Source organism: Bacillus sp. FJAT-47783 (genome assembly GCF_022808615.1).
Classification (GTDB): domain Bacteria; phylum Bacillota; class Bacilli; order Bacillales; family Aeribacillaceae; genus Bacillus_BZ.
This window is the reverse complement of record NZ_JAKZKS010000013.1, coordinates 59,944-82,923: the sequence shown is the minus strand read 5'-3', so window position 1 is coordinate 82,923 and position 22,980 is coordinate 59,944. Positions and strand designations below refer to the sequence as shown.

19 protein-coding genes, 2 pseudogenes and 1 other annotated feature are annotated in these 22,980 nt (G+C 35.7%); of the genes and pseudogenes, 17 read left to right on the top strand and 4 right to left on the bottom strand.

Annotated elements, in window-relative coordinates; all coding sequences use genetic code 11:
• Positions 1–48 precede the first annotated feature (48 nt).
• On the bottom strand, positions 49–204 hold the full coding sequence (locus MLD65_RS11070; protein WP_243291926.1) for a hypothetical protein: 156 nt from the start codon (positions 202–204) through the stop codon (positions 49–51).
• Between the two features lie 137 nt (positions 205–341).
• Here MLD65_RS11070 and MLD65_RS11065 point away from each other — a divergent pair, with 137 nt between their 5' ends.
• The 13 genes and pseudogenes from MLD65_RS11065 to MLD65_RS18290 all read left to right on the top strand — a co-directional run bounded on the left by MLD65_RS11065 (position 342) and on the right by MLD65_RS18290 (position 12,383).
• A complete protein-coding gene (locus MLD65_RS11065; protein WP_243291925.1) occupies positions 342–530 on the top strand; it encodes a hypothetical protein in 189 nt (62 codons plus the stop codon).
• Positions 531–622: 92 nt separating this feature from the next.
• Complete coding sequence (locus MLD65_RS11060; protein WP_243291924.1) at positions 623–988, top strand: YuzC family spore coat inner layer protein; 366 nt, start codon at positions 623–625, stop codon at positions 986–988.
• 216 nt (positions 989–1,204) lie between these two features.
• The gene (locus MLD65_RS11055; RefSeq protein WP_243291923.1) at positions 1,205–1,993 is read left to right on the top strand and encodes a metallophosphoesterase; all 789 of its coding nucleotides are present in this window, start codon (positions 1,205–1,207) and stop codon (positions 1,991–1,993) included.
• Positions 1,994–2,127: 134 nt separating this feature from the next.
• Positions 2,128–3,276, top strand: coding sequence for a site-2 protease family protein (locus MLD65_RS11050; RefSeq protein WP_481748521.1), 1,149 nt, complete (start codon positions 2,128–2,130; stop codon positions 3,274–3,276).
• A 639-nt stretch (positions 3,277–3,915) separates the two neighbouring features.
• Entirely contained in the window at positions 3,916–4,545 is a 630-nt protein-coding gene (locus MLD65_RS11045; protein WP_243291921.1) for a hypothetical protein, read from the top strand.
• A 654-nt stretch (positions 4,546–5,199) separates the two neighbouring features.
• Positions 5,200–6,408 carry an MFS transporter gene (locus MLD65_RS11040; protein WP_243291920.1) on the top strand — a complete coding sequence of 403 codons (1,209 nt, stop codon included), beginning with the start codon at positions 5,200–5,202 and terminating at the stop codon, positions 6,406–6,408.
• Between the two features lie 81 nt (positions 6,409–6,489).
• Positions 6,490–6,645 (top strand): annotated as a pseudogene (locus tag MLD65_RS11035) (carboxylic ester hydrolase); the annotation flags it as partial.
• 63 nt (positions 6,646–6,708) lie between these two features.
• Entirely contained in the window at positions 6,709–6,969 is a 261-nt protein-coding gene (locus MLD65_RS18425; RefSeq protein ID WP_481748520.1) for a winged helix-turn-helix domain-containing protein, read from the top strand.
• Positions 6,970–7,226: 257 nt separating this feature from the next.
• The gene (locus MLD65_RS11030; protein WP_243291919.1) at positions 7,227–7,982 is read left to right on the top strand and encodes a metallophosphoesterase family protein; all 756 of its coding nucleotides are present in this window, start codon (positions 7,227–7,229) and stop codon (positions 7,980–7,982) included.
• A gap of 270 nt (positions 7,983–8,252) precedes the next feature.
• On the top strand, positions 8,253–9,215 hold the full coding sequence (locus MLD65_RS11025; protein WP_243291918.1) for a proline dehydrogenase family protein: 963 nt from the start codon (positions 8,253–8,255) through the stop codon (positions 9,213–9,215).
• 207 nt (positions 9,216–9,422) lie between these two features.
• A complete protein-coding gene (locus MLD65_RS11020) occupies positions 9,423–9,761 on the top strand; it encodes a DUF2332 family protein (protein WP_279326043.1) in 339 nt (112 codons plus the stop codon).
• Between the two features lie 274 nt (positions 9,762–10,035).
• Positions 10,036–10,235: a binding site (T-box leader), on the top strand.
• 40 nt (positions 10,236–10,275) lie between these two features.
• Positions 10,276–11,706 (top strand): proline--tRNA ligase, encoded by a 1,431-nt coding sequence (gene proS / locus MLD65_RS11015; RefSeq protein WP_279326042.1) that lies wholly within the window; start codon positions 10,276–10,278, stop codon positions 11,704–11,706.
• 548 nt (positions 11,707–12,254) lie between these two features.
• Complete coding sequence (locus MLD65_RS18290; RefSeq protein WP_347709292.1) at positions 12,255–12,383, top strand: DUF3953 domain-containing protein; 129 nt, start codon at positions 12,255–12,257, stop codon at positions 12,381–12,383.
• A 130-nt stretch (positions 12,384–12,513) separates the two neighbouring features.
• Here the strand turns inward: MLD65_RS18290 and MLD65_RS11010 are convergent, their stop codons facing one another.
• Positions 12,514–14,181, bottom strand: a complete 1,668-nt coding sequence (locus MLD65_RS11010) for a M4 family metallopeptidase (protein WP_243291916.1) — start codon at positions 14,179–14,181, stop codon at positions 12,514–12,516.
• A gap of 552 nt (positions 14,182–14,733) precedes the next feature.
• Between MLD65_RS11010 and MLD65_RS11005 the strand changes: the two genes are divergently transcribed.
• Positions 14,734–15,306 (top strand): biotin transporter BioY, encoded by a 573-nt coding sequence (locus MLD65_RS11005; protein WP_243291915.1) that lies wholly within the window; start codon positions 14,734–14,736, stop codon positions 15,304–15,306.
• 83 nt (positions 15,307–15,389) lie between these two features.
• Here MLD65_RS11005 and MLD65_RS11000 read toward each other — a convergent pair.
• A pseudogene (locus MLD65_RS11000) lies at positions 15,390–15,813 on the bottom strand (IS1595 family transposase); the annotation flags it as partial.
• 355 nt (positions 15,814–16,168) lie between these two features.
• Between MLD65_RS11000 and MLD65_RS10995 the strand changes: the two are divergent.
• The 3 genes from MLD65_RS10995 to MLD65_RS10985 are packed head-to-tail and all read left to right on the top strand — an operon-like array spanning position 16,169 to position 17,401.
• Positions 16,169–16,759: a TetR/AcrR family transcriptional regulator gene (locus MLD65_RS10995; RefSeq protein ID WP_243291914.1), complete on the top strand. Its 591-nt coding sequence runs from the start codon at positions 16,169–16,171 to the stop codon at positions 16,757–16,759.
• The gene (locus tag MLD65_RS10990) at positions 16,749–17,084 is read left to right on the top strand and encodes a DMT family transporter (RefSeq protein WP_243291913.1); all 336 of its coding nucleotides are present in this window, start codon (positions 16,749–16,751) and stop codon (positions 17,082–17,084) included. The genes MLD65_RS10995 and MLD65_RS10990 overlap by 11 nt, the downstream gene beginning before the upstream one ends.
• Before the next feature lie 2 nt (positions 17,085–17,086).
• Positions 17,087–17,401 carry a DMT family transporter gene (locus MLD65_RS10985; RefSeq protein WP_243291912.1) on the top strand — a complete coding sequence of 105 codons (315 nt, stop codon included), beginning with the start codon at positions 17,087–17,089 and terminating at the stop codon, positions 17,399–17,401.
• A 75-nt stretch (positions 17,402–17,476) separates the two neighbouring features.
• Here the strand turns inward: MLD65_RS10985 and MLD65_RS10980 are convergent, their stop codons facing one another.
• A complete protein-coding gene (locus MLD65_RS10980) occupies positions 17,477–22,792 on the bottom strand; it encodes a 5'-nucleotidase C-terminal domain-containing protein (protein ID WP_243291911.1) in 5,316 nt (1,771 codons plus the stop codon).
• Between the last annotated feature and the right edge of the window lie 188 nt (positions 22,793–22,980).

Here is a 22,980-nt window from a genome sequence, read left to right as displayed (position 1 = left end):
TCGTCATGAATCTCGAGCGAAAGCTCAGAGTTCTTTTTTGGCATTTTTTCAGAAAGGTATTCGCGAAGATAGCTGTTTAAAAAACATTAAGTTGCCAATTCGTTCAGCAAGCCCTAATTCAATATCATTTCTTCCACTTTGCAAAGCAGTTTGATCCTGCGTTTGATTAAAGTTTCGTCGACCTTGTTTATTTTGCTTGCTCATAATAATCCCTCCTTCTAGTTTTACCCTTCTTCATTTGCCCGAAACCCTGATGAACATTTAGTAAAAAATTAACGATTATTTTTTAAAATAAACATCCTATACTAAATAAAGATTAATTTGTTGGAAGGGGATACAAGATGCCTAAAAAGAAATATGAAAAAGAACTCCCTAATAACAGCGGTTCGATTTCTGTAGAAGCCTGGTCAGATGTATTTTCAGCAGTTAAAATTAGTGACTCAGCAAAAGAGTATTCAGATGAAATCGTAAAAGGAGATGTACAAAATGATCGTAGTAGTATGGTGGAGAATGATCAAGAACGGTTTTAGTTAAAGAAGAATTCATGAATAGATATCTTTCCCTCAAATAAGCATATGTGCATATAGTAATTGTATGTATATCCTAGGAGGGAAAATTGCAAATGTATTATTTATATCACCCTAGTTACTATTATCTCCCTTATTCGCCTACTACTTATATTCCAAATCGTCAATATCCAGCGGTTGACCCAAATCTTTTGTACAAATCAGCAAATGAAGCGAAAAAGCTTATGAAAGAAGCAAGCACCGTCTTAAATAAATTATCCGAGTCAAAAGAATTTGATGCTGAATTAATGTATGCTGCACAAGCTTCAGATATCAAAGAGGTAAAACGGTTAATTCATTCGATAGGTGTTACGTCAAACGTAGATGTCCATTACAATCCTGATGGGTTACGATTAGAATTCACATCAAAAGTTGAAAATTTCGATTGCTGTCGTCTACTTATCGCCTTGCGCTGGCGCTGATATTGTTCTTTAGACTATGCTAAAATTTTTATGAAACTATGACCTTTTGCCACTATTGGTGAAAGGTCATATCTTTTTAAAAGAGCTCGTTCACACAATTTACAAGTGTAAATACCAGTAAATATCCTAATAAAATATTCTTCTACTCATTTATTGGCACATTATGGTATATTCTTTGTTATAATACTATCACGATAAAAAAGCAGGTGAAGTAAGTTGGAATTTCTCTTATTTAGTGTTACAGGGTTAATCGTCTTGGTACTCTTGTGGGAGCTCTTTTTCGTATTCCCAACAAAATGGCTGAAAGTAGAACGTGTCCATTGGAATAGTAAAGTGAAGAAGAAAATTATCCAAATTAGTGATCTTCACATTAAACATTTACGAGTACCGCTAAGAACGATTCAATCTTTAATTGAAGCAGAAAACCCTGATTATATCTTTCTAACAGGGGATTTTATAGATCAAAATGAAAAAGAGTTTCCATTATTAAGTGAATTTTTAAAGATGATCGAGGAAACGAATATCGAAAGCTACGCCGTGCTTGGTAACCATGATCGTCGTATAAAAGACCTTCCGCAGCTAGAGAATCTATTAGAAGCGCATGGTGTTTATTTGCTAAAAAATGATTATGTTGAAAAAGAAGATATTATTATTGTAGGGATTGATGATTATGCTAAAGGCTTTCATGATATCGAAACAAGCTTTCGTTTTTCAAATCCTAAGGGTAAGGAAGTACTTGTTTTAACACATGACCCAAATATAGTGGAGGAGATTGAACATTCTTTCACAATGCTTATCGCTGGTCATTTACATGGAAAACAAGTAAATGTTCCTTATTTCTTTCACTTTGTAAATATGGGGGAACTTCCGAAGAAAGGGATTTATAAAGGAAGACACTCAAGGGAGCAGGGATCTTTTTACATATCAAAAGGAATTGGTCAGTCACATCTCAATTTTCGTTTCATGGTACGCAGTGAAGTAACGATACATGAGCTAGGATGTTAAAAGGTTATCATTTTATAATCATCGTTTCTTATAAGATGTAGGTAAAAGATAGAAAAAAACGTTGGAAAATGAAACCATCCTGAAGACCGAAACGTCATGCTAATTGAAAGGTTTTTGTCGAAAGGGGTAGGATGATGGAACATACAAGTAAAGGGATTCAGCAAAAACGAGGAGCTTGGTCATTTCTACTCGTTATAGGAGCATTTCTTTTAGGGAAATTTAAGTGGGTTGCTGGGATTCTTAAATTTGCCAAGCTGCCTACATTAATTTCTATGCTCGTATCTTTGTGGGCGTATGCTGCCTTTTACGGATGGAAATTTGCCATTGCTCTTATCTATCAGCTTTTTATCCATGAGTTAGGTCATTTAGTAGCTGCGAAGAGAAAAGGGATTCCAACCACTTCGGCCATATTCATCCCGTTTGTCGGAGCGGTAGTCGGAATGAAAGAGATGCCAAAAAATGCGAAGGATGAGGCATATGTTGCATACGGCGGTCCATTATTCGGACTGTTTGCAACTTTACCAGCCTTCCTTTTATATCATTTCACGGAGTCACCTTTTTGGGGAATGGTCATGTATTTAGGAGCATTTTTAAACTTGTTTAATTTAATCCCAGTATCTCCTTTAGATGGTGGCAGAATTGTTTCGGCTCTGTCACCGAAGGTATGGTTTCTAGGTCTTTTGCTCTTACTTGGTTTTGTCATTTTCGACCCTTCTTTTCTATTAATATACATTTTGTTTTTAGGGTTCTTAACATGGTTAGGTCGTTTCCGAGATGGATTTAAACAAGAGTTAATCGACACCAAATTAGCTACTTACAAAAGAGTAAAGGAAGAACTAGCACTTTATCATACGAAACTTAAAGAAGAGTTGAATATTTTTGATGAAAAGAACAAATTAGAAGATGAACTTAAATGGTTAAAAAAAGAAAAAGAGAGAACCTATATCTCATTTATTGAAGATAATGAGATGAAGCGGCAAGCTTTACATATCGTCGAGTATGATTTCGTAAGGGAAAAGCTGCGCCTAGTCGATCATTATCGAGCTCAGTTTTATAGTGGAGAACAAGAAACAGAAGCAAATGTCGAAGCAGCTATGAACCGTTTGAATAAAGAAATGGATAAGCTTTACGATGAAAAGAAACAAATAAAAACATATTATATTACGGATACCAAAACAAAATGGACGACACTCATGTGTTATCTTCTTCTCGTTGGTGCTTTTGCACTTATCGCATACTTCGGAATGGGTATTATGCAGCAATTTGATCCAAGCACCTTATAAGGATGCTTTTTGTGTGAGACTGGCATTCGAACTCTGTGCATTAATTCAGAACTGAATGAGTTGTTAAAGATTTGAATACTTGTTTTTATGAAGAGGAATTCCTGTCACTAGAGCGCGGAGGCAACGAGTGATTATTTATAAAAGTATGATTAATTAAACAGGGGTTTCGTTCATTTATGTTCCTGCTGGAGTTGTAAAAATTTTTAGTCTGTTATTCCGTTAATTGGCCATTTAATGGTATGAAAATGTTGTGAAAAATTAGGGATTATTGGATGGTTGCTGTTGAGTTTTGGGTATGGAAAAAGAATAAATTTCTACATTACTGGTGGTTTTATGAAGTTCATATATAAGCATCTTGTTATTTTTGTGACAGTGTTCATTATTGCGCTACTCTTTGATTATTCTAGGTACAATAAACTTCTTTGGACAGAAAATATAGTACAGGCCTTATTTTTTACTGTAATTTACGGGTTATTGATATGGTTCATGAGTAGCAGCGTAAAAAGAAAATAAAAAAGTTTGGGCTTATTCAGTAGTCGGGCAGATTAGTTGAAGAAAGGGAGGAATTCGAAACAATGTTTTATGATAAACGTATAAAAGGTATAAAAGATAAATATAAACAAAAAAGGTGTTGAGGGCATGGCTAAAGCAATAAAGCAACAAAAAGCAGATTTCAACGAACATACAAGACCTCATCCATTTCATATCTACTTTATTCCTATTCTATTTGGTATTGTTAGTATTGTTGCGCCCTATGAATCCCGGCCACACTCGATCGCAGTAGGACTGATCATAGCAGTACTGCTAATTTTTTCACTGTATGCTACATTCATAAACAGAAATAGCAAGCGACTGTACAATCTTTACATCTCCATTACAATGGTATTGACATCGGTGATTACCCTTATACCTGGCCTGAAAATATCAGTTGGCATGTTTTGGAACATTTTTCTACTTACCTTTTGGTGTATCGTCTATTTTGTATCATTTTATGGGGAGAGACTCTTTCCATCTAAAAAATTTCCGATGGGGGTCATTATTATATTTCTTTTGTTTTTTATGCTACTCGCCTGGATTACTAGTAATGGAGCAGCCGGATCAAACGGTACTCTCTATGTATCGATGCTGGAAGATGAACACATACTTGTATCTCTTTTTGGAGAGGAAAATGGTAGTCTGCTAATGTCTTATTTATACAGCCTTTCACTATCTTCGTTGTTTCTTATGTTTTCTAAAGCTATTTGGACTATAAGAAATAGAGAGCTGTAAGGTCTCATTTTATTTGGATGTGGTGATCTTGAACTAAAAGACAAGATACTTGAATTACCAATTAACAAAGGATATAACAATGATCAATTAATTGGGTGGAGTGATAACTTATTATTAGCTTATTAGAATACGCACAAAAAGTAGCTGTATTGCTATTATCTTTTGTTCATTTTTTTATTATAGACAGCTGAAAAAAATTAAGCGAGAAAGAAAACTTTCTTTCTTTCTTTGAATATTCAATGTTTATCAAAATTTCAATTAGCATATATTCTTTGGACAGGTAGTTTCTTCTTATCATTTTGTCAACATAAAAAAATGGAAGCTTAATAAGCAAAAGGAAGGGGCTATCCGAAAAGTAATATTTACTCCTCGAACTTTAAAAAGGTAACCCCCAAAAGAATGTTGATTTTACAGCATTCTTCGGTTCTTGTTGGCTGCCCCTATTTTCTTGTTAAAGGCATTTGAAAAAATGATAAATCCGTTATATGTGGTATGATAAGGAAAAATATAGAAACAAAAAATGATAAATCTTGTTATCCCCCAAAGATTTTTATCATATTGCGTATATAAAAAGGAGCAAAATTCTATGGTTAATAATCCAATTTAATATCCCCTCATTTTTTTAAAAGTTTAATTTAAAAATGGGGGATAGTTTTGAAATTAAATAGGAATTTCCTTTTGTTGATACTTGGACAGTCCATTGCTAATATTGGTGACATTTTATACATTGTTGCGATTATTAGTGAAATATACGATATTACCGAGTCTGCTACTGTATCATCATTTGTTCCATTTACGATTACTTTTTCTATGTTTATTTCAAGTACACTAACACCTGTATTAGTTGGAAGATTTAATTTAAAGCTCCTTTTACTTGGTTCACAAATAGGAAAAACATTTTTATTAACATTCTTAGGGATGTTTATGATGACAGGTGTACATTTAATTAACTATATTTTTATTTTCGTAGGAATTGCAGGAATAGCACTGCTTGATGGCTGCGCTAATCCAATACGACAGACTTTAATCCCGTATTATGTAAAGGAAGCCCAACTAATTAAAGCAAATGGAATAGCTGAAACGATTACTCAATCCATTCAAATAGGTACTTGGTTTTTGGGGAGTTTGTTATTGATAGTATTAAATGCGACCCAGTTAATTTGGTTGGTATGTATAATGTTCGGATTGGCTAGCTTGATAGTAAGCTTGTTAAAAAGTGTAGAACATAAGTCAGTCAACCAAGGCAAAACATGGGATCAGTTAATACAAGGATGGAAAACAATTAACATGACTTCAACCTTAAGAATACTTGTTCGAATAGAATTTTTAGAAACTATTGCATCCACCGTTTGGATTGCATCAATAGTCTATGTGTATGTCGAACAGGTTTTAAATGAGCAAGAACAATGGTGGGGATATTTAAATAGTTCCTTTTTTGTTGGTTTAGTTTTAGGAAGTATAATTTGTGTTAAGTTTTCTAAGTTCGTAGAGAATAACCGATATGCCTTTATTGTTACAGGTGCTTGTATGTCGTTCGTTATAACGATTCTATTTAGTATGACAAGCATTCCAATTACTGCTTTGATTCTATCAGCATTAATTGGCCTTTTTGGACAATTGAAAAATATTCCTCAACAAACATTAATTCAAACGAGCGCTCCCAAAGAAAAATTGGCCACTGTTTATACTTCCATTGGCACAATTCAAACAGGAGTGTTTGGTGTTTCCTCATTGATAATGGGTTTGTTTTCTGATTATTATGGAGTTCGGAATGTATTTGTTTTTTCTGGATTATTACTTGCCATCGTTAGTTTTATGGTTATTAATAATAAGTGTTGTTTTAGAGGAACTTCTTCTCGTTGATGCGTTTGCACTTGTAGCATAATTCGGAATGGAATGAATATTATGCAGCAATTTGATCCAAGCACCTTATAAGGGTGCTTTTTGTGTGCGAAAGGCGAGGATCCGAAGAGGATTCATCGAATGGTCAACGAATTCACCCTTGCTTTCTTTGATCAGTTCTTAAAAGGAACGGATGATTCTAGGTTGCAACAACTCGCGGCTAAATATCCGGAGGTTAATTTCAAAGTGAACAAGTGAAATATTATCAAGTATGACAACATAAATATTAAATATTATTAGAGGAAAACGAACGCTCCATCAGTGATATGGTTGCGGATCATCTGGGCAAGGAAGGGTTCTAGCTCGTTTGTGTTTTTTTCTATATTTCGAGCGAATAGGAGCTTTTTTACTGCACTTGACCGATGTTACGGTTCTCTATGCGATAGAGTTCTTCAGATAAAAACTGGACGATATCTTGAGCGTTCTAATCTCTTTATCATCCCACTGGATAACAACCGTTGGTGGTACCGGTATCATCATCTTTTTGCCGATTTGTTACGCCAACGTTCTATAAATCCATAAAGAATAGCCCCGATCAAGCTGCAGTTCTACACACTAGGGCCAGCAAGTGGTTCGAAGATAATGATCTGGAGATTGAAGCGTTTAATCATGCAGGGGCCGCACAAGATGTTGAACGCTCATTTTTCATTATAGGTCCAGAATGTGGAAGAAAGCATATTGTGCTATTGGGAGTTTATTCTCTATAAACTTGAAAATAAAGGAATTAATTTAAAGAAGGAGAATATAAACACTAGAAAAAGTGATTGGGGGATTGAGAGATGAGAATTGCTGCACTTTACGATATTCATGGGAACCTGCCGGCACTAAACGCAGTGCTTGAAGAGCTAAAAGAGGTACAGCCGGACCTAATTTTTATTGGAGGCGATATCGTCTCTGGACCTATGCCTGTTCAAACGCTAGAACGTCTGTCCAAGCTAGGTGACAAAGTTCACTTCATTCGTGGAAATGGGGATCGCGAAGTTGTTATGGCTTTTGATGGCAAGCCACTCCCCCATATGTCAGAGAAAGGAAGTGAGAAGCAACACTGGGTCGCTAAACAGATAACACGTTCCCAAAGAGATTTCCTTGCTCAGTTGCCAGAACAGACAACAATTGGTATTGAAGGATTAGGAGATATATTATTTTGCCATGCCACACCACATAGTGATGAGGAGATCTTTACCCCTATTACCTCAAAGGAGCGGCTTGCTGTCATCTTTAATGGGTGTGATCAGCAGATTGTTGTGTGCGGACATACTCATATACAATTTAAGCAGCAAGTAGGAGAAGTGTGTATTCTTAATGCTGGAAGTGTAGGAATGCCCTTTGCTGACCAGCCAGGTGCCTATTGGCTTTTACTTACCCCAGAGGGATATGAGTTTAAACGTACGACATACGATACGGTGACAGCCGCCAGAGAGATAAGAGCTAGCAGCGATCCGCAAGCTCAAGAGTTCGTTGAGACACACGTACTTAATGTATTGACAGAAGCTAAGGGAATGGAAATATTAGAGAGTATAGCAAAGAAACGCTAATCGGTAGGGTAAATGGGCTAGGGAATTCTAAGGATGGGTATGAGAGTTTAATAGTAAATGACTTAAGTCCCTTAAAGTATCGGATGGTTATCTTCGATAAAGAACATAAATGATCTTCCGTAATCGGGCGCTTTTCCAAAAGTATCGTCTTTTTTATTGGGATACAGACTTGCTGCTAGAGGCTGTGATTAGTTTCATAAATTTCCCTGTATTTGTGACAACATTTAAATGATAATTGTTATGAAAATTCAGATGAAATGAGGGGTATAATTGAGTCTTCCGTCAATTGAGAAACAATTTACAGATTCCTTGAAATCCATTGCTCGAAATTTAAAAATAAAGGAGTACATTCAACAATCTCCTGAACTTTATCCGTTATTTTTGAGTTCTGCTAAACGATTTGTAACAGGTGAATCAAGAGAAGACGCCGTTTCTATTGGTGACAAACTTATACAAAAGGGATACAACATTTCTCTAGAATTCATTGGGGAGAATACTATAGACAAAGAGGAGTGTGTTCGAGCCAAAGATGAGTTTATAGCGCTGATGAAAGAATGTGGAAACCGTGGAATAAATTCTCGCATTTCTTTTGATCTATCCCATATTGGATTATCTGTTGATCCTGATCTTGCCTATCAAAACTTACTAGCAATGGCGAAAGAAGCACAGTCCCATGGTCTTTCTCTTATCATTAGTATGGAGGAATCAGGAAAAACGGATCAGATACTCTCTATATACAAAAAAGTTGCTATGGAATATTCGAACGTTGGGATTACCCTTCAAGCCCAATTGTATCGAACACTCGATGATCTTAATGAGTTACTTAACTACTCTGGAGCAATTCGTATCGTTAAAGGGGCTTACCAAGAACCGTCAGATATTTGTGTTCCTCGTTCAGACAAATTAAATCAACGTTATCTCGAATTAGTAGATTTATGTGTTAATGCTGGTCACCCCGTTTCAATTGCTTCTCATGATGAAGCAATACACAAACAAGTTATCGGGCGTGGATATTTGCAAAACCCACATGTAGAAGCAGAAATGCTATACGGAATTCGCCCCGACCTTTGTAAACGATTTAAAGATGATGGACTACCCGTTCGGATTTATCTAACTTATGGTGTTGAGTGGTACTTATACCTTTGTCATAGAATAGCTGAATATCCACCGAACATTTATATTGCTATTACAGATATGATACGAGGAGAGAAAGACTCCTCTCAACTTTACTAAGCCTCTAGATTCATTATAGGGTGCAATCCTTGAATAAGGATCAGCGCTTTTTTCCTTTTTAGGACTTGATTTTTAAATGGTTCTAGTGCAACTAAACCAGCTAATAGAAGCTCCTCAGTTTTTCCGTAATCGGGCGCTTTTTGAAAACAAATAAATCGTCTTTTTAATAGAATAAAAGGTTGAGTTAATTTTCTGATTTTGAAATAATTGTATATTAAAGACTATTCAGTTCAATTAATTGAAGGTGATGGTGTAACATTATTGAGAGAAATTGTTGAAAATGTACCAAAGGATAGTTCGCTTTGTATTTTTCATACTCATGTTGCAAATCAAATGCCATTAGAAGTGAAAAAGTTACTCTTAAACAATATTGAGTCAATTGGACTAGAACGAGATGTTTTTCACATTTACAATAAGATCCAAGATAGGAATTTACATTTAGATTACTATTTAAACGGTTTTGCACATAAGCAAACAATTGCTGAAGTAGATGGTCATGGTAGATGGTTTAAATGGTTACTTCAAAGCGAATTGCAAGTAATATAATTACTGTTATTTTTCCCTTTGAACAAAGATGGGATTTTCAGAAGTTAATGTGCAGAGCCACATACAGTTATATGTCTTCCTCAATAAGGCACGATTCTGCAAAAAGGATAAACGCTCGCTTTCCATTTTAGGTTCAGATAATGGAACAAGGATTTAGGAAATACTAATTGATGGGAATCTCAAGTTTGATTAGAGGTATTTTAACAAAAATATGTTTATATGGTATTGTTTTTGAAAAGATTTACATATAAAATGTTTTAAAAATATAAATATTAAAACTTCGTTGATTAGGATCAGTAATTTGAATAAACTTTTACAGAGAGGGAACATATGCTGAGAAGTTCCTAAAGACATTCAAGTGAACCTGCCTATGAGTTCTGTGTATACAAAACACAGCGGTTCTATGCCGTTATCAAAATTAAGTGTAAAGCTGAGCTTTAAATTAGGGTGGTACCACCAGAGATGGTCCCTAACTTAGAGTTCAGCTTTTTTGTTAATTTTTAGGAGGTGTATTATGTCGAAACGTTTTGTTGAAAAAATTACGAACATGGAAGTTGATTTTGCCCAATGGTATACAGATGTTGTAACTAAGGCAAAACTTGTTGATTATTCAAGTGTACGTGGAAGTATGGTCATCCGGCCATATGGGTACAAAATTTGGGAGAATATAAAAGATCAACTAGACAAGCAAATTAAAGAAACTGGACATGAAAATGTTTATATGCCACTTTTAATACCTGAAAGTTTACTACAAAAAGAAAAAGATCATATTGAAGGCTTTGCTCCTGAGGTTGCATGGGTAACACATGGGGGTGAAGAAGAATTGCAAGAACGTTTATGTGTTCGGCCAACTTCAGAGGTATTATTTGGAGAACATTTTAAAAATATTATTCACTCTTATAGAGATTTACCAAAGTTATATAATCAGTGGGCCAATGTCGTAAGGTGGGAAAAGACAACTCGTCCTTTTCTAAGAACATTAGAGTTTTTATGGCAAGAAGGTCATACATGTCATGAAACAGAAGAAGAGGCTATAAATGAAACAGAAAAAATGCTCAATGTTTATTCAACATTATGTGAAGGTCTATTAGCTATTCCTGTCATAAAAGGTAAAAAAACTGATAAAGAAAAGTTTGCTGGAGCTAAATTCACATACACAGTAGAGAGCCTAATGCATGATGGTAAAGCATTACAAGCAGCAACCTCCCACTTTTTAGGGGACGGATTTGCTAAAGCTTTTGGAATTAACTTTCTGAACAGGGATGGAAAACTACAAAATGTTCAACAAACTTCTTGGGGATTTACAACACGAATAATTGGAGCCATGATTATGGTTCATGGTGATAATAGAGGATTAGTTTTACCACCAAAAGTGGCTCCTACTCAAGTGATGATTGTACCAATTGCTCAACACAAGGAAGGCGTCTTAGATTATGCTTATTCAATCAAGAGAAGACTTTCAAGTTTGGTGCGAATTGATATGGATGCAAGTGATAAACAACCAGGTTGGAAGTTTAATGAATATGAAATGCAAGGAATTCCACTACGTTTAGAGGTAGGACCAAAAGATATTGAAAATGAGCAAGTAGTGCTAGTAAGACGTGATTCTGGTGAGAAAATAATTGTTTCGATAAATGATATAGAAAGTAATATACAAGGAATTTTATCAGATATCCAAAGTAGCATGTATTTAAAAGCTGCAAATCACCTTAAAACCAAAACATCAATCGTCTTTAATTTAGAAGAATTCAAACGTACTTTAAATGATGAAAATCGTTTTATTAAAGCTATGTGGTGTGGTGATGTAGCTTGTGAGGATTTGATAAAAGAGGAAAGTGGTGCAACATCTCGTTGCATACCTTTTCAACAAGATCAGCTATCAGATAAATGTGTTTGCTGTAATAAAGAGGCAAAACATATGGTATATTGGGCAAAAGCATATTAATCTAGAAAAGTGCGCATTTCTGTAGCAAGAAATGCGTTTTTCTTTATGAATCGGGCCAGGATTTGAGCGCCGCTAAAACAATTAGTAGTATGTATTTTTGCTAATAAAGAATCACTAATTGTGAAGAATAAGGGTTAAATGTAATTATGAGGTGAATCTTGATGATTAAACAATACATAATCTTATATGGAGTTTTGATGTATTAGAAGAAGAATCAAAAGCAGTTTCTTTTTATGAAAATGCTATCAGACAGGATACTTCAATAAGAGAAGTATCGTCTTTTTTATTTGGATACATACTTGTTGCTAGAGGCTACGATTAATTTCAAAAATTCCCATGTATTTGTTACAACAATTAAATAATAGCAAAAAAAGATTTAGTAGAACGCCATGTTTTGAAAAAGTTGGTATTAACAATGGGTCAACGTGGGATGGATAAGTAAAAGTACGATCAAAAGGTGTATCGATGTTAAAGATTTCAAGAGTCATTTTAGCATTACTGGTTATTGCTACGGCTTATTAACAGATATTCATTGGCTACAACCATACATGTTATTTTTCTTAGGTTTAATGATACTGGTTATGGGATTAGAACAATTTCAACAAGGACGAAAAGCTTATGGGTATCTTAGTTTATTTGTTACGATATTTTTACTCATAGAATTATTCATCATCTAATTATGGTCGATAGGGGGAAAAACTTGCGGTAATAGAAAGAATGCTCTGTCCGTTCAACTCCTCTGTATTCGACATGCTGGGATGAACAATCAGCGGGGATGAAAAAAATCCCCACTGAATGAATTTCACTTTAATATACTCCTACGGCATCAAAAGCTTGATTAACAGATGCTACCTCTTGGCTTCCAGATCCATATAGGTCTGTAGCAGCTTGTACTGCACTTGCTCGTAAATGACTGAAATTAGAGGAAGCTGTTAAATATTGAGTTAATGCTCGATAAAATATTTGACCCATTTTATCATTGCCGATACCATTGACAGAAACTCCGTAGTGCGTTCCTCCTTGACTTAATAGGTAGGCTGCTTTGTTAATAATGCCGCTATTAATATGAACACCGCCGTTATCTTGAGTGCCTGTGTACCGTTTTGAGTAGTGATCTGGGTCTCCAGAAGAGGTTGGGTCTGACATGGAGCGTAATGCATCCCCACTTATATTAGGTGTATAAATATCTTCACCAACTAACCAGTCGGGATTATCATTTGCATAAAACTCTACTAATGTTCCGAAAATATCTGACATGGATTCATTAATGGCACCGGATTCATATTGATAGATTAAATCCGCTGTGCTGTCTGTTACAGCATGTGTCAGTTCATGGGCTACAACATCTAAAGCACCAGAAAGCTCGATAAATGTTGAGCCATCGCCATCACCGTACACCATTTGCTGTCCATTCCAAAAAGCGTTGTTATATCCTCTTTTGTAATGAACAGTGGAATTTAGGGCAGCACCGTTATCGTCATAACTGTTTCTGTTAAATGTATCCATATAATAGTCGTATGTAACGCCTGCGTGATAATGGGCATCTACAGCAGCACGATCATACTCAGTATTTAATATTGTATCCGTATCGCTCCAAAGTGATCCGGGCAGTCGATGGCGATTTGATGCATCGTATGTGAAAATCCCATTCCCTCGAGTCCGGTCTTTTAAATAATAAGAAGATGAAGATTGGACCATATTTAATGTTTTTTGAGCTCCAAGAACCCCAATGCCTGTACCGGTAACATCTGTTTCAGTTCCAGAAATGTCTCCAGGTTTGTTTCCTTTCGCATAATCCATATCATTATACTTATTGATGATTTTTCCGTTTGCAGCATCGACAAAGTACATCCAGTTTCCTGGTTCCGGGGATAAGAAGTTTAAGTTAACTAAATATGCAAGATGTGCTTTATTTTCATTTACGTAAATAACAAGGTCAGATGTTGGTTTCTTTTCATAGGATGGGTTAAAGTTAAGGTCATTTTCAGCAATTTGGATAGCTTCTTGAGGTTGAACCGTTTTTTCTTTCATCATGGAGGATTTATCTAGATGCGGGATAGGTGTTCCTGAAACAGCTGTTAGTACACCATCTTTCACATGTGCGGTTATCGTTGCGCCAAATACCGGTACCCCTTTATAAACCTGCTGTAGTCGAAGGTAAGTAAACCCAAGCTTATCTTTTTTCTTTTCTTTCACAACAAAAGAATTTTTAGCCTCTTTTCCAGATAGCTTATATAAATGTTTCTTTGCATTTAAGTAACTAAAAACAATATCTTCTGCTTTTTTACTAGATTTTTCGGTTAATTTTCCTGAAATAAAGTGTGGTGTGCTTTCTTTTGCATTCATTTTAATATTTTCGGTTAATTTGCTAGTGGCCATTACATTTGTAGGTTCAAAAATAGAACCTGCTCCTCCAATTCCTGAACTTAATAATCCAATAGACAGTCCGATTGAAACGATTGTTTTTTTCTTCATTAACCCACTTCCTTTCATAATATTAAAATAATTTCGTTTACTACTATAAATAGAATCTCAGATGAAAGAAAGCGTTTTCCTGAAAAATAGTAATAGTTAACTAGGATATTTTGTGCGGCTTACACTTTTTGTGATAAAAATCCTGTTTATGTTAGAGGGAATAATAGATCAAATGGACTGTATTTGTGGTAAATGAGGAGAATTTTCACATAATGCTCTTTTTATAGAGAGACTATAGACTAAATCTAAATTATAAAAAACCCTTAATTATTGTAGGGTTTAAAGATTTTGTTCATTACGATATTCCATTTTTGTTTAATAATTGTTATTCCAGAAAAATAATGAGTTTGTACAATACTTATAATTTTATGTAACATCGAAAATGATGTCTAACCTTTACCTCGTTTGCTAATAGTTGTATTACTATTACTAGGCCCCATATAAACAAAAAGTTATCTTAAATTTTATGTTAACTAAATAAATTTACGTGTTTACAATAAGTTGATTTTTATATATATTGAATATAAGAATAAGAGTTGAGGTGAATACTAGATGAATTTGCGCAGCATGATGTATGTTTCGCTCATGGCAGCTGTTGTTGCTGTCCTTGGGTTACTGCCTCCGATTATGTTACCGTTTACGCCAGTTCCGATTACGGCACAAACGTTTGGGGTCATGTTGGCAGGGGCGGTTCTAGGTGCAAAGCGCGGCGGATTAAGCTTACTTGTATTTGTATTACTTGTAGCTGTTGGTGCTCCAGTTTTATCAGGAGGTCGGGGCGGACTAGGTATATTAGTTGGACCAAGCGGTGGCTATATTATGAGTTGGCCAATCGCTGCCTTTCTTATTGGATATTTAGTGGAAAAAAGCTGGAATCATTTATCATTATGGAAAATGGTCTTATTTAATATTATTGGCGGCGTACTCTTCGTTTACGCTTGTGGCATTACGTATTTATCTTTTGTAACCGATTTAACATGGATGCAAGCAGCAATTTCTGCATTAGCCTATATTCCTGGTGATGTTGTGAAAGCCGTGTTATCTGGTACAATTGCCTTACAAATTCAAAAAGCCTATCCGTTAATTGAGAAAAAAACGAAAGCTGAAAATCGAATTGCTTCTTAGAAATGGTTGCTTCTAAAGCAGCCATTTTTTTATGAAGGCTCTTTTCTGAAAGATTGTTGTTTTTATGTATGTATTTGTGAGTTGCCAACCTCAGAATCAATTTCTTCGCCTTTCACATCCCAGTTCCTGCTTTTCGTGCAATTATTTTGCCGTTTCTATCTTGTGCCACAGCGACAGAATTTTTAAGATTAGAAATCCCTCTTTTATTATCTTTCTCTCTATGTTTTTTGGTTTATGGTGTGTTATTTGCGACCTTTAAATGACTCACGAAAGAAAGTTTCATCACTTTCTACGATACCTTGTAGTTGACTGAATCCCAGATTCCTTAATGCGTTCAAGATTTTGCGTCTCTAATAAAATTACGATAGAAATGTGTATATTCAGTTTTTTAGCGATTTTAGGTAATGTGTAACCTTCAACCATAAATTGTATATATTTCATCCATTTTTCTGGATTATGTGAACCCGAAAATGGTGTATTTGTCATGTCATTGAATGATTTATTACATTATCCAAATAGAGTAGAGAGTGATACTTTCCGAAAAGAAATTTCGTATGGGTTAATACAAAGGGGAGGAGAGTGGAGTGAATCGCTTGTTAACGATTACTACCTATGTATGTAACAAATCCTTCCCCTCGCTCCTTTTATAGATTATACGATAAGTATCCTCAATTAGAAATTCAGTTTATTCACCTCATAACAAACACTCTCATCAAAAAACCTTCGTTAAAACATTATTTTAACGAAGGTTTTTTTCTAAGTTAGTGTTGATACTGAATAATAGTAATTCTCGACTTGAATTTACTTTATTTTTGAGATATGATTGAACTACCGAACGGTAGGTAGTGAAAAGGAGGAACTTATGAGCTCACAGTTAATAAAAGAAAAAGCGTACAATTTATTCGCGAAAAAAGGGTATGAAGGTACATCCATGTCTCATATCGCCGAGGAAGTCGGAATTAAGAAGGCTTCCATCTATTCTCACTTTAAAGGAAAGAAAGAGCTATATTTTGAGCTGTACCATGAAGCGTTAGAAAATGAGTACACGTTTATCAAAACGTTTTTTTCTAATGAAGAACCACTTGAACAGCAATTACGTTCATTGCTTCATTCTAGTATTGAACGATTTTATACAGATCAACAGCTTCATTTTTTATTAAGGCAAGGCTTTTTCCCGCCATCCAGCTTAAAGAGTGAACTTATTGAGACGTTTAACCAATACATTGATACATTGGAAGATCTTTTAGCACAATTGTTCACTGTTGCAATCGATAAAGGAATTGTAAAAGGAATAGATGCGAAAAAAGCGAGTATTGTATTTGTTTCACTATTAGATAGCGTCTATGTTGAGTTATTGTATGGGGAAAAAGAAAAAGCCAAGGTACGAGCGGATGCTTCATGGGACATATTATGGAGAGGAATGCAAGGAGGAGAGATTTTTAATGAACAGTAAATGGATACTCGTCGTTCTATCTTCTCTGTTTGAAGTCGGTTGGGTAATAGGATTAAAGCATGCGAGTAGTGGGTTGGAATGGACGTTAACAATATTGGCTATGGCTGTGAGTTTCTGGGTTATTATTTACACATCCAAATTTTTAACAACAAGTACAGTTTATGCTGTATTTGTTGGCTTAGGGACAGCAGGGACGATATTGGCAGAAATTTTCTTTTTTGGTGAACAAGTGAATGGCGTAAAGCTCTTATTCATCCTTCTTTTAGTAGGAGGAATTATTGGACTTAAGGTTGTGACTCCTGTCCAAGAGGAAGGTGCAAACTAATCATGGCTTGGATTTCATTAATTACAGCTGGATTGTTCGAAGTCGTCGGTGTAATGGGAATTACGCTTATGAACAAACGCGGAGGAATTTTTTCTTTTTTCGTTTTATTCATCGGGTTTCTATGTAGTTTTTCGTTATTAAATGTTGCAATGTCAAGTATTTCAATGGGAACGGCTTATGCTGTGTGGACTGGTATCGGGACAATCGGAAGTGCAGTTGTCGGGATCGTATTTTTTAAGGAACCAGCAGATAAGAAACGGCTGTTCTTTATTTCGTTAGTAATTTTATCAGTTATTGGTTTAAAAATGTATGCTTAATAATAGATTGTCATGTTAGTGACAAAAAAGAAAAGGCCTTCCACTATTCATGTGAGAAGGCCTTTTGCATGAAAATTATCGTTTTATTGCTTTTCTTTTTCGAATGATGATGAGGACTCCACCTAATAGGAAGGTAACGATGCCCCATGCTAATAAATTATAAGTAGAAGTCGCTGTATTCGGTAATTCGTATTCTTTATCAGATGGCTTTGGTAACGAATCATTATTTTTTGCATGATCGTTATTGTCATGGTCTTTATGATTGTCCGTTCCATTTTCTTGTATTTGTTCGAACACGGCAAAGGTACTAAAGTGATCTGTCATAGCTGTTACTTTCCCGTTGTTGTAAGAGGAACCTGGAACAAGCTCCCATTCTTTTTTCTTTTCATTATAGTAAAACATGTGCAAATTCTTTTCGTTTTGAACTGTCTCGATATTTACGTTAAAAATAAGTTTAATCGGTGTATCGAATTTGTGTATTGGGTTTCCAGCTTGATCGAAAATGGTAAAATCGTAAACGGAACTCTTTGCTTCCTTTATGTCTTCTAAACGCTTCATTTGAATCGATACGTTTTCATCTGGAAGAACGTTAGCAGGAATCTGTATTTCCACATCATCGTTTACGAGTATAAGTTTTTGGCCATTTTCTTTTAACATTTTTACTTGTTCTTTTGTTAATTTAATGATCACTGATTTTGCCTTACCGAGATTGAGTTTTATATCTTTCGTTGGATCTGCTTTTTCTAAATCTTCGTTGTCAATTTTCACTTTCCCATTTTCAATCGTAACGTCGATGATATTTCGGTTTTCGTTTTCATTATCGTTGTTATCACCATTTTCGTCTCCATCACCGTTGTCCGTTCCATCGTCAGGAGTAGGTGCTGCAACAATACGGTTTTCGACTTTTGGCTCAATGGTTCCACGCTTTTTAATGTATTTAATCACCGCTTCATCTAGTGAAGAATAGTCGCCTGTGACATCATAGTTTGAAAGAACAGTGTATTCATCTCCACCAGCAGCAAGGAAATCATTCGTTGCTAACGTGTAGATGGCATCCATATCCATTGGCTCACCATTTATTTTAATAGAGTGAACGCGTTCACCTGCTGGTTTATCTACATCGATGGCAAAAGATATTCCGGCAACATGAGGGAAGGCACCTTTAACCTCTGGATAAGCACTTACACCGTTTTCGAGTGCTTCTTTAATGGCGCTTCCATGTACTTCTAATGTTTGAATATAGTTTCCAAACGGAAGTACTGTAATGACATCTCCTTTTGTAATGACCCCTTTATCAATGGAAGCTCGAATGCCACCACCGTTCATTAACGCTACGTCAGCACCTGTTTCTTCTAACATTGCATCAGTAATTAAGTTCCCTAGATTTGTTTCACCTGCACGAACTTGCTCGCGCTCTCCATCAAGCTTGACATTTGTTTTCCCTATTTCTTCAGCTAAAAGTTCTTCTTGTGCTTCTTGAATTTCTTTTATAACAGCTTCAACAGCTGGATCAGGTTCAATATTAGCAGCTTCATCCTTTGTAATCCGTGATGCTTCGCGGCTAATTAATTCATTGTTATCGTCGAAAGTGAGTTCAACAACGCCAAGGTTTTTTAAATATTCTCCTGCACTTACAATTAATGTGCCGCTATTTTCAATGTCATCAACTGTATGGCTGTGACCATCGACAATTAAGTCAATACCAGGGGCACCTTGAGCTACTTTTAAGCTTGTGTCTGTACTTGAAGCATCTGTACCCAAATGTGTTAAGGCAATAATAACGTCAACATCTTTTGACTGTAATTCTTTCACCATTTTCTTTGCTGCTTTAACAGGATCGGTAAATGTAAGACCTTCGACATTTTTCGGATGTGTTTTGTAATGCGTTTCAGGTGTTGAAAGGCCAAATATTCCAAACTTTATACCATCAACAGTTTTAATTGTGTAAGGATCAAGCACTAATTCTCCCGTATCTTCGTAAATCACGTTCGCACTTAATACAGGAAAGTCGGCCATTTCTTCGAGTTCTAATAATCGGTTGTATCCGTAATTAAAATCGTGGTTTCCGGCAGCCATGCTATCATAGCCAATTTTATTCATCACTTCGACAATGCTGCTTCCCTCTTCTAACGTAGCAAATGTTGTTCCGTGGAACGTATCACCAGCATCTAAAAGAAGAGAATGCTCATTTTCTTCCTCAAACTGGTTAATTAAAGTAGAAAGTTTAGCAAAGCCCATACCGTCATACTTTCCTTCAAATACACGTGCGTGAGAGTCATTCGTGTGTAATATGTTAATTTCTTTTGGTGGAGTTAAGTCAATTTGTGCTAGTACTGGGTCATGATCACTTGCACGGCCATGCTCTTCCATAAATGGTGAATTGATGTTTACAATATCAACGTTAGCCGTTTTCGCTAAACGATTGGAAACTAAAATATGGTCAAGAGCTTGAGAGTTTCCGCGATAATTGTATGTCCAACGTTCTGCTTCAGGTAATTTGTCCATTAAATTCGTAAGCTCTGAACCTTGTAATATTTCAAGCGGCTTTGAAAATTCAAAGTCATTCATATCGCCAAGAACGATGATATTTTCTTTTTCATTTTCAGCTAAAATATCTTCTACAAAGCTATTTACTTCCGTCATTAGCTCAATGCGTTTCGCTTCACTTCCTAAAACAGGAGGCTGCGCTTTACCGAATAAAGGTGTATCGCCTCTTTTTGAATTAAAATGTGCATTGATGACAATTACGTCTTCTCCGTTAAATTCAAATTCAGCTGCTAGTGGTTTTCTAGTATCGACAAATTGATCTGGCGCAATTCGTCCAGGGTTTACGGTTAAATCCCCATCTTTATACTGAACAGCCTCTGTTGCGGATCCTTTTTCTTTATCCTTTAAAGAGACTCGTTCTGGATTGTATAAGTATCCAACGCGAATGTTTCCGCCTGGCTGCCCACCATCTTGCTTATTTTCTGGAGCGATATCTGTAAATTGGTAAGTTGGGCCACCAAGTTCACTAATTTTGTTTATTAATCGACCATATGTTTGATCAGCATTTGTTATCCCGCTATCTGTTGGACCGTCATTATCTTGGACTTCTTGTAACGCGATAATATCTGGTGAGTTTAAGTTTTTAATAATGGAAGTTGCCAAGTTTTCTAGTTTTGTATCATTCGATTTTGCTGATAAGTTTTCAACGTTATATGTGGCCACCGTTAATTGATCGTTTACTTTTTTAATTGTCGTTGTATCTCGTTTTACCCCACCGTCTTTTAGTGAAGGAAGTGGTTCTTTTGTGTTACGATATATTTTGAAATTTTGATAGTCATAGCTCATGACACCAGTAATTGTGCCTTTAAATGAATCCCCAACTTTTGCAACGAAATCGCTTCCAGTCTGAACATATAAAATTTCAGGGTTTGGGTCATGTTCCGATAATTTGTACCCACCAGCGTCCGTTTTCAGTTGGTTAGTCCCATTGTCGACGACAACAGCAATATCGCCATATTTTTGAGGGCCTACAACGGTTGGATTTTCTAACTGGACACGCATACCTTCTAAGCTTTCATAAAAATCAATCGCATCTTCCTCTGGATCGAATTGACTGAAGGAATCATTATCGATGATTTGATCAGGTATGACTCGCCCATTTTTCCCGAGCACAATTGGCTTAGGAAGCTTGTTACCACTTGATAAAACATTGATATTCGTTGCTTGGATTTCGGTAAACGTTAAATCCGTTTCTTTTTTATCCGAATAGCCGTCTAATACATATTCTTTTACTTCACCGTCAACAGAAATGTGATCGCCAACAGCTAAACCATGATTCTTTTTGTAAACGAGTAAACCTTCAGATGTTTTTGGATTTTTATCTGGTGATGTTTCTTGAATATAAACATTATGATTGTCTATATGTGTGACAATCCCATCAACATTTTTAACCGTTTTCCCGACATAAGGGGATGTATGGCTCGTCCCTTGAATATCGTGGATGTCTAGTTGATCTAAATCTTTACCGATTTCAAACGTGAACGTCGATACATCACTGTTTTGCAAACCTTTCTTAACGGCAATGGCTTTGATCGTTACCGTATCAGTAATTTCAATCGGTTGTGTATATACTGTAGATGTAGACGTTGGTGTAGATCCATCTGTCGTGTAATAAATTGTTGCATCTGTTGTTGCGGTCGATAAGTTTACTTTTGTCCCTTTTGCTACTAAGCCTGCTTCTGGTGTAGCAAAAACATCTCCAACTTTACTGCTGTCTTCGATGATATCTGCTTTAGTTCTTGGTATTAACTTGTATTGGCCGAAGCTATATTCAACAACACCTATGACTTTCTCGTAATTTTTATTCACATCGACTAAATCAGATTTGATTAAAAATGTCCCATTTTCATCACGTGCTGTATGTTCCCCATATTCGTTTACTGATTCAATCGTTATATGATTTATCTGTACGAGTTCACCTTCAACTTCTTCTGTTAACTGAGAAGAAGTAATGGTTTGAGGTAATGGTGTTCCGAAATTTGATTCAATGATTTCAACATCTTTCGCATCACAAGCGAGCTGTGCCATCTTATGGAATTGCTCTGTTGTTCCATTCGCTTTTACTTTGTCTCCAATTTGCACTTTCTTATCGAGGCCAGCGGCTCTTATGATAATGCCCGCTGTTTCATCTTGAATGTAAACATTTGCTTTGCCACCCGCTACGAAAATAGCTGTCACGATTCCTTCAATCGTTACCATTTCGCCATTTGTTTGACGAACATCTTTAATACTTTGTACATCTTCAGTTGGTGGATCTGTAGGCTCTTGAGCAAAAGAGTGTTGACCAATATTGTTGAACGTATCCGTAGGGAACGAATTCCACTCTGCTAAATGAAATGTACTCGATCCTTTTGTGATCGTTGGCAGTCTTACAAGTGTAACGTTTTCGACAACATGATCACTATTTCCTACTGTGTTAATAACATCTATCACTTGATCGTTTTTCTTTAAAACAAGCGCATCGTTTCCATTAAAATTTGTAACATCGCTCGTAGTATCAGCTTTGTTCTTTAAATCGTCATGCGCTTGACCATTTGCAATAACAAAAACATCATTGTGTTCAAGTGTCCCAGTTAATTCTAACTTACTTTGAATCTCTGTATTTCCATTACTATATAATTCGACAACATAATCGCTTAAATCTACTTGCTGACCTGTCCCGTTATAAATTTCAATCGCTTTATTACTACTTGAACCTTCGACATACTCTGAGAAAAACAACGTTTCTGCCTGAACGGATTCAGCCAATGCCATAGACCTAGTACTTGTTAATAATGGTGTAGCAGTTAATAAAAACGCTAATACTAGAATAAAAGACTTTTTTAATAAATCCCTACTATTCACTCTTTTTCCTCCTCTACCATAATTTCAACCATTTCTATAGTAAAGGAAAAATATATAGATAGTGTTAAAATATTGTAAAAATAATAAAATATTAGTATAGATTTGTAAATAATAGGGTTATTTAGGGTGATATTGTCGATTTCAACGATGGAATTTCTAAGACAAAAGTATGTTTCGGGTGTTGTCTA

Coding starts and splice junctions, on each gene's coding strand:
- MLD65_RS11070 (WP_243291926.1), bottom strand. CDS start 204: ATGAGCAAGCAAAATAAACAAGGTCGACGAAACTTTAATCAAACGCAG.
- MLD65_RS11065 (WP_243291925.1), top strand. CDS start 342: ATGCCTAAAAAGAAATATGAAAAAGAACTCCCTAATAACAGCGGTTCG.
- MLD65_RS11060 (WP_243291924.1), top strand. CDS start 623: ATGTATTATTTATATCACCCTAGTTACTATTATCTCCCTTATTCGCCT.
- MLD65_RS11050 (WP_481748521.1), top strand. CDS start 2,128: ATGGAACATACAAGTAAAGGGATTCAGCAAAAACGAGGAGCTTGGTCA.
- MLD65_RS11045 (WP_243291921.1), top strand. CDS start 3,916: ATGGCTAAAGCAATAAAGCAACAAAAAGCAGATTTCAACGAACATACA.
- MLD65_RS11030 (WP_243291919.1), top strand. CDS start 7,227: ATGAGAATTGCTGCACTTTACGATATTCATGGGAACCTGCCGGCACTA.
- proS (WP_279326042.1), top strand. CDS start 10,276: ATGTCGAAACGTTTTGTTGAAAAAATTACGAACATGGAAGTTGATTTT.
- MLD65_RS18290 (WP_347709292.1), top strand. CDS start 12,255: ATGTTATTTTTCTTAGGTTTAATGATACTGGTTATGGGATTAGAACAA.
- MLD65_RS11010 (WP_243291916.1), bottom strand. CDS start 14,181: ATGAAGAAAAAAACAATCGTTTCAATCGGACTGTCTATTGGATTATTA.
- MLD65_RS11005 (WP_243291915.1), top strand. CDS start 14,734: ATGAATTTGCGCAGCATGATGTATGTTTCGCTCATGGCAGCTGTTGTT.
- MLD65_RS10995 (WP_243291914.1), top strand. CDS start 16,169: ATGAGCTCACAGTTAATAAAAGAAAAAGCGTACAATTTATTCGCGAAA.
- MLD65_RS10990 (WP_243291913.1), top strand. CDS start 16,749: ATGAACAGTAAATGGATACTCGTCGTTCTATCTTCTCTGTTTGAAGTC.
- MLD65_RS10985 (WP_243291912.1), top strand. CDS start 17,087: ATGGCTTGGATTTCATTAATTACAGCTGGATTGTTCGAAGTCGTCGGT.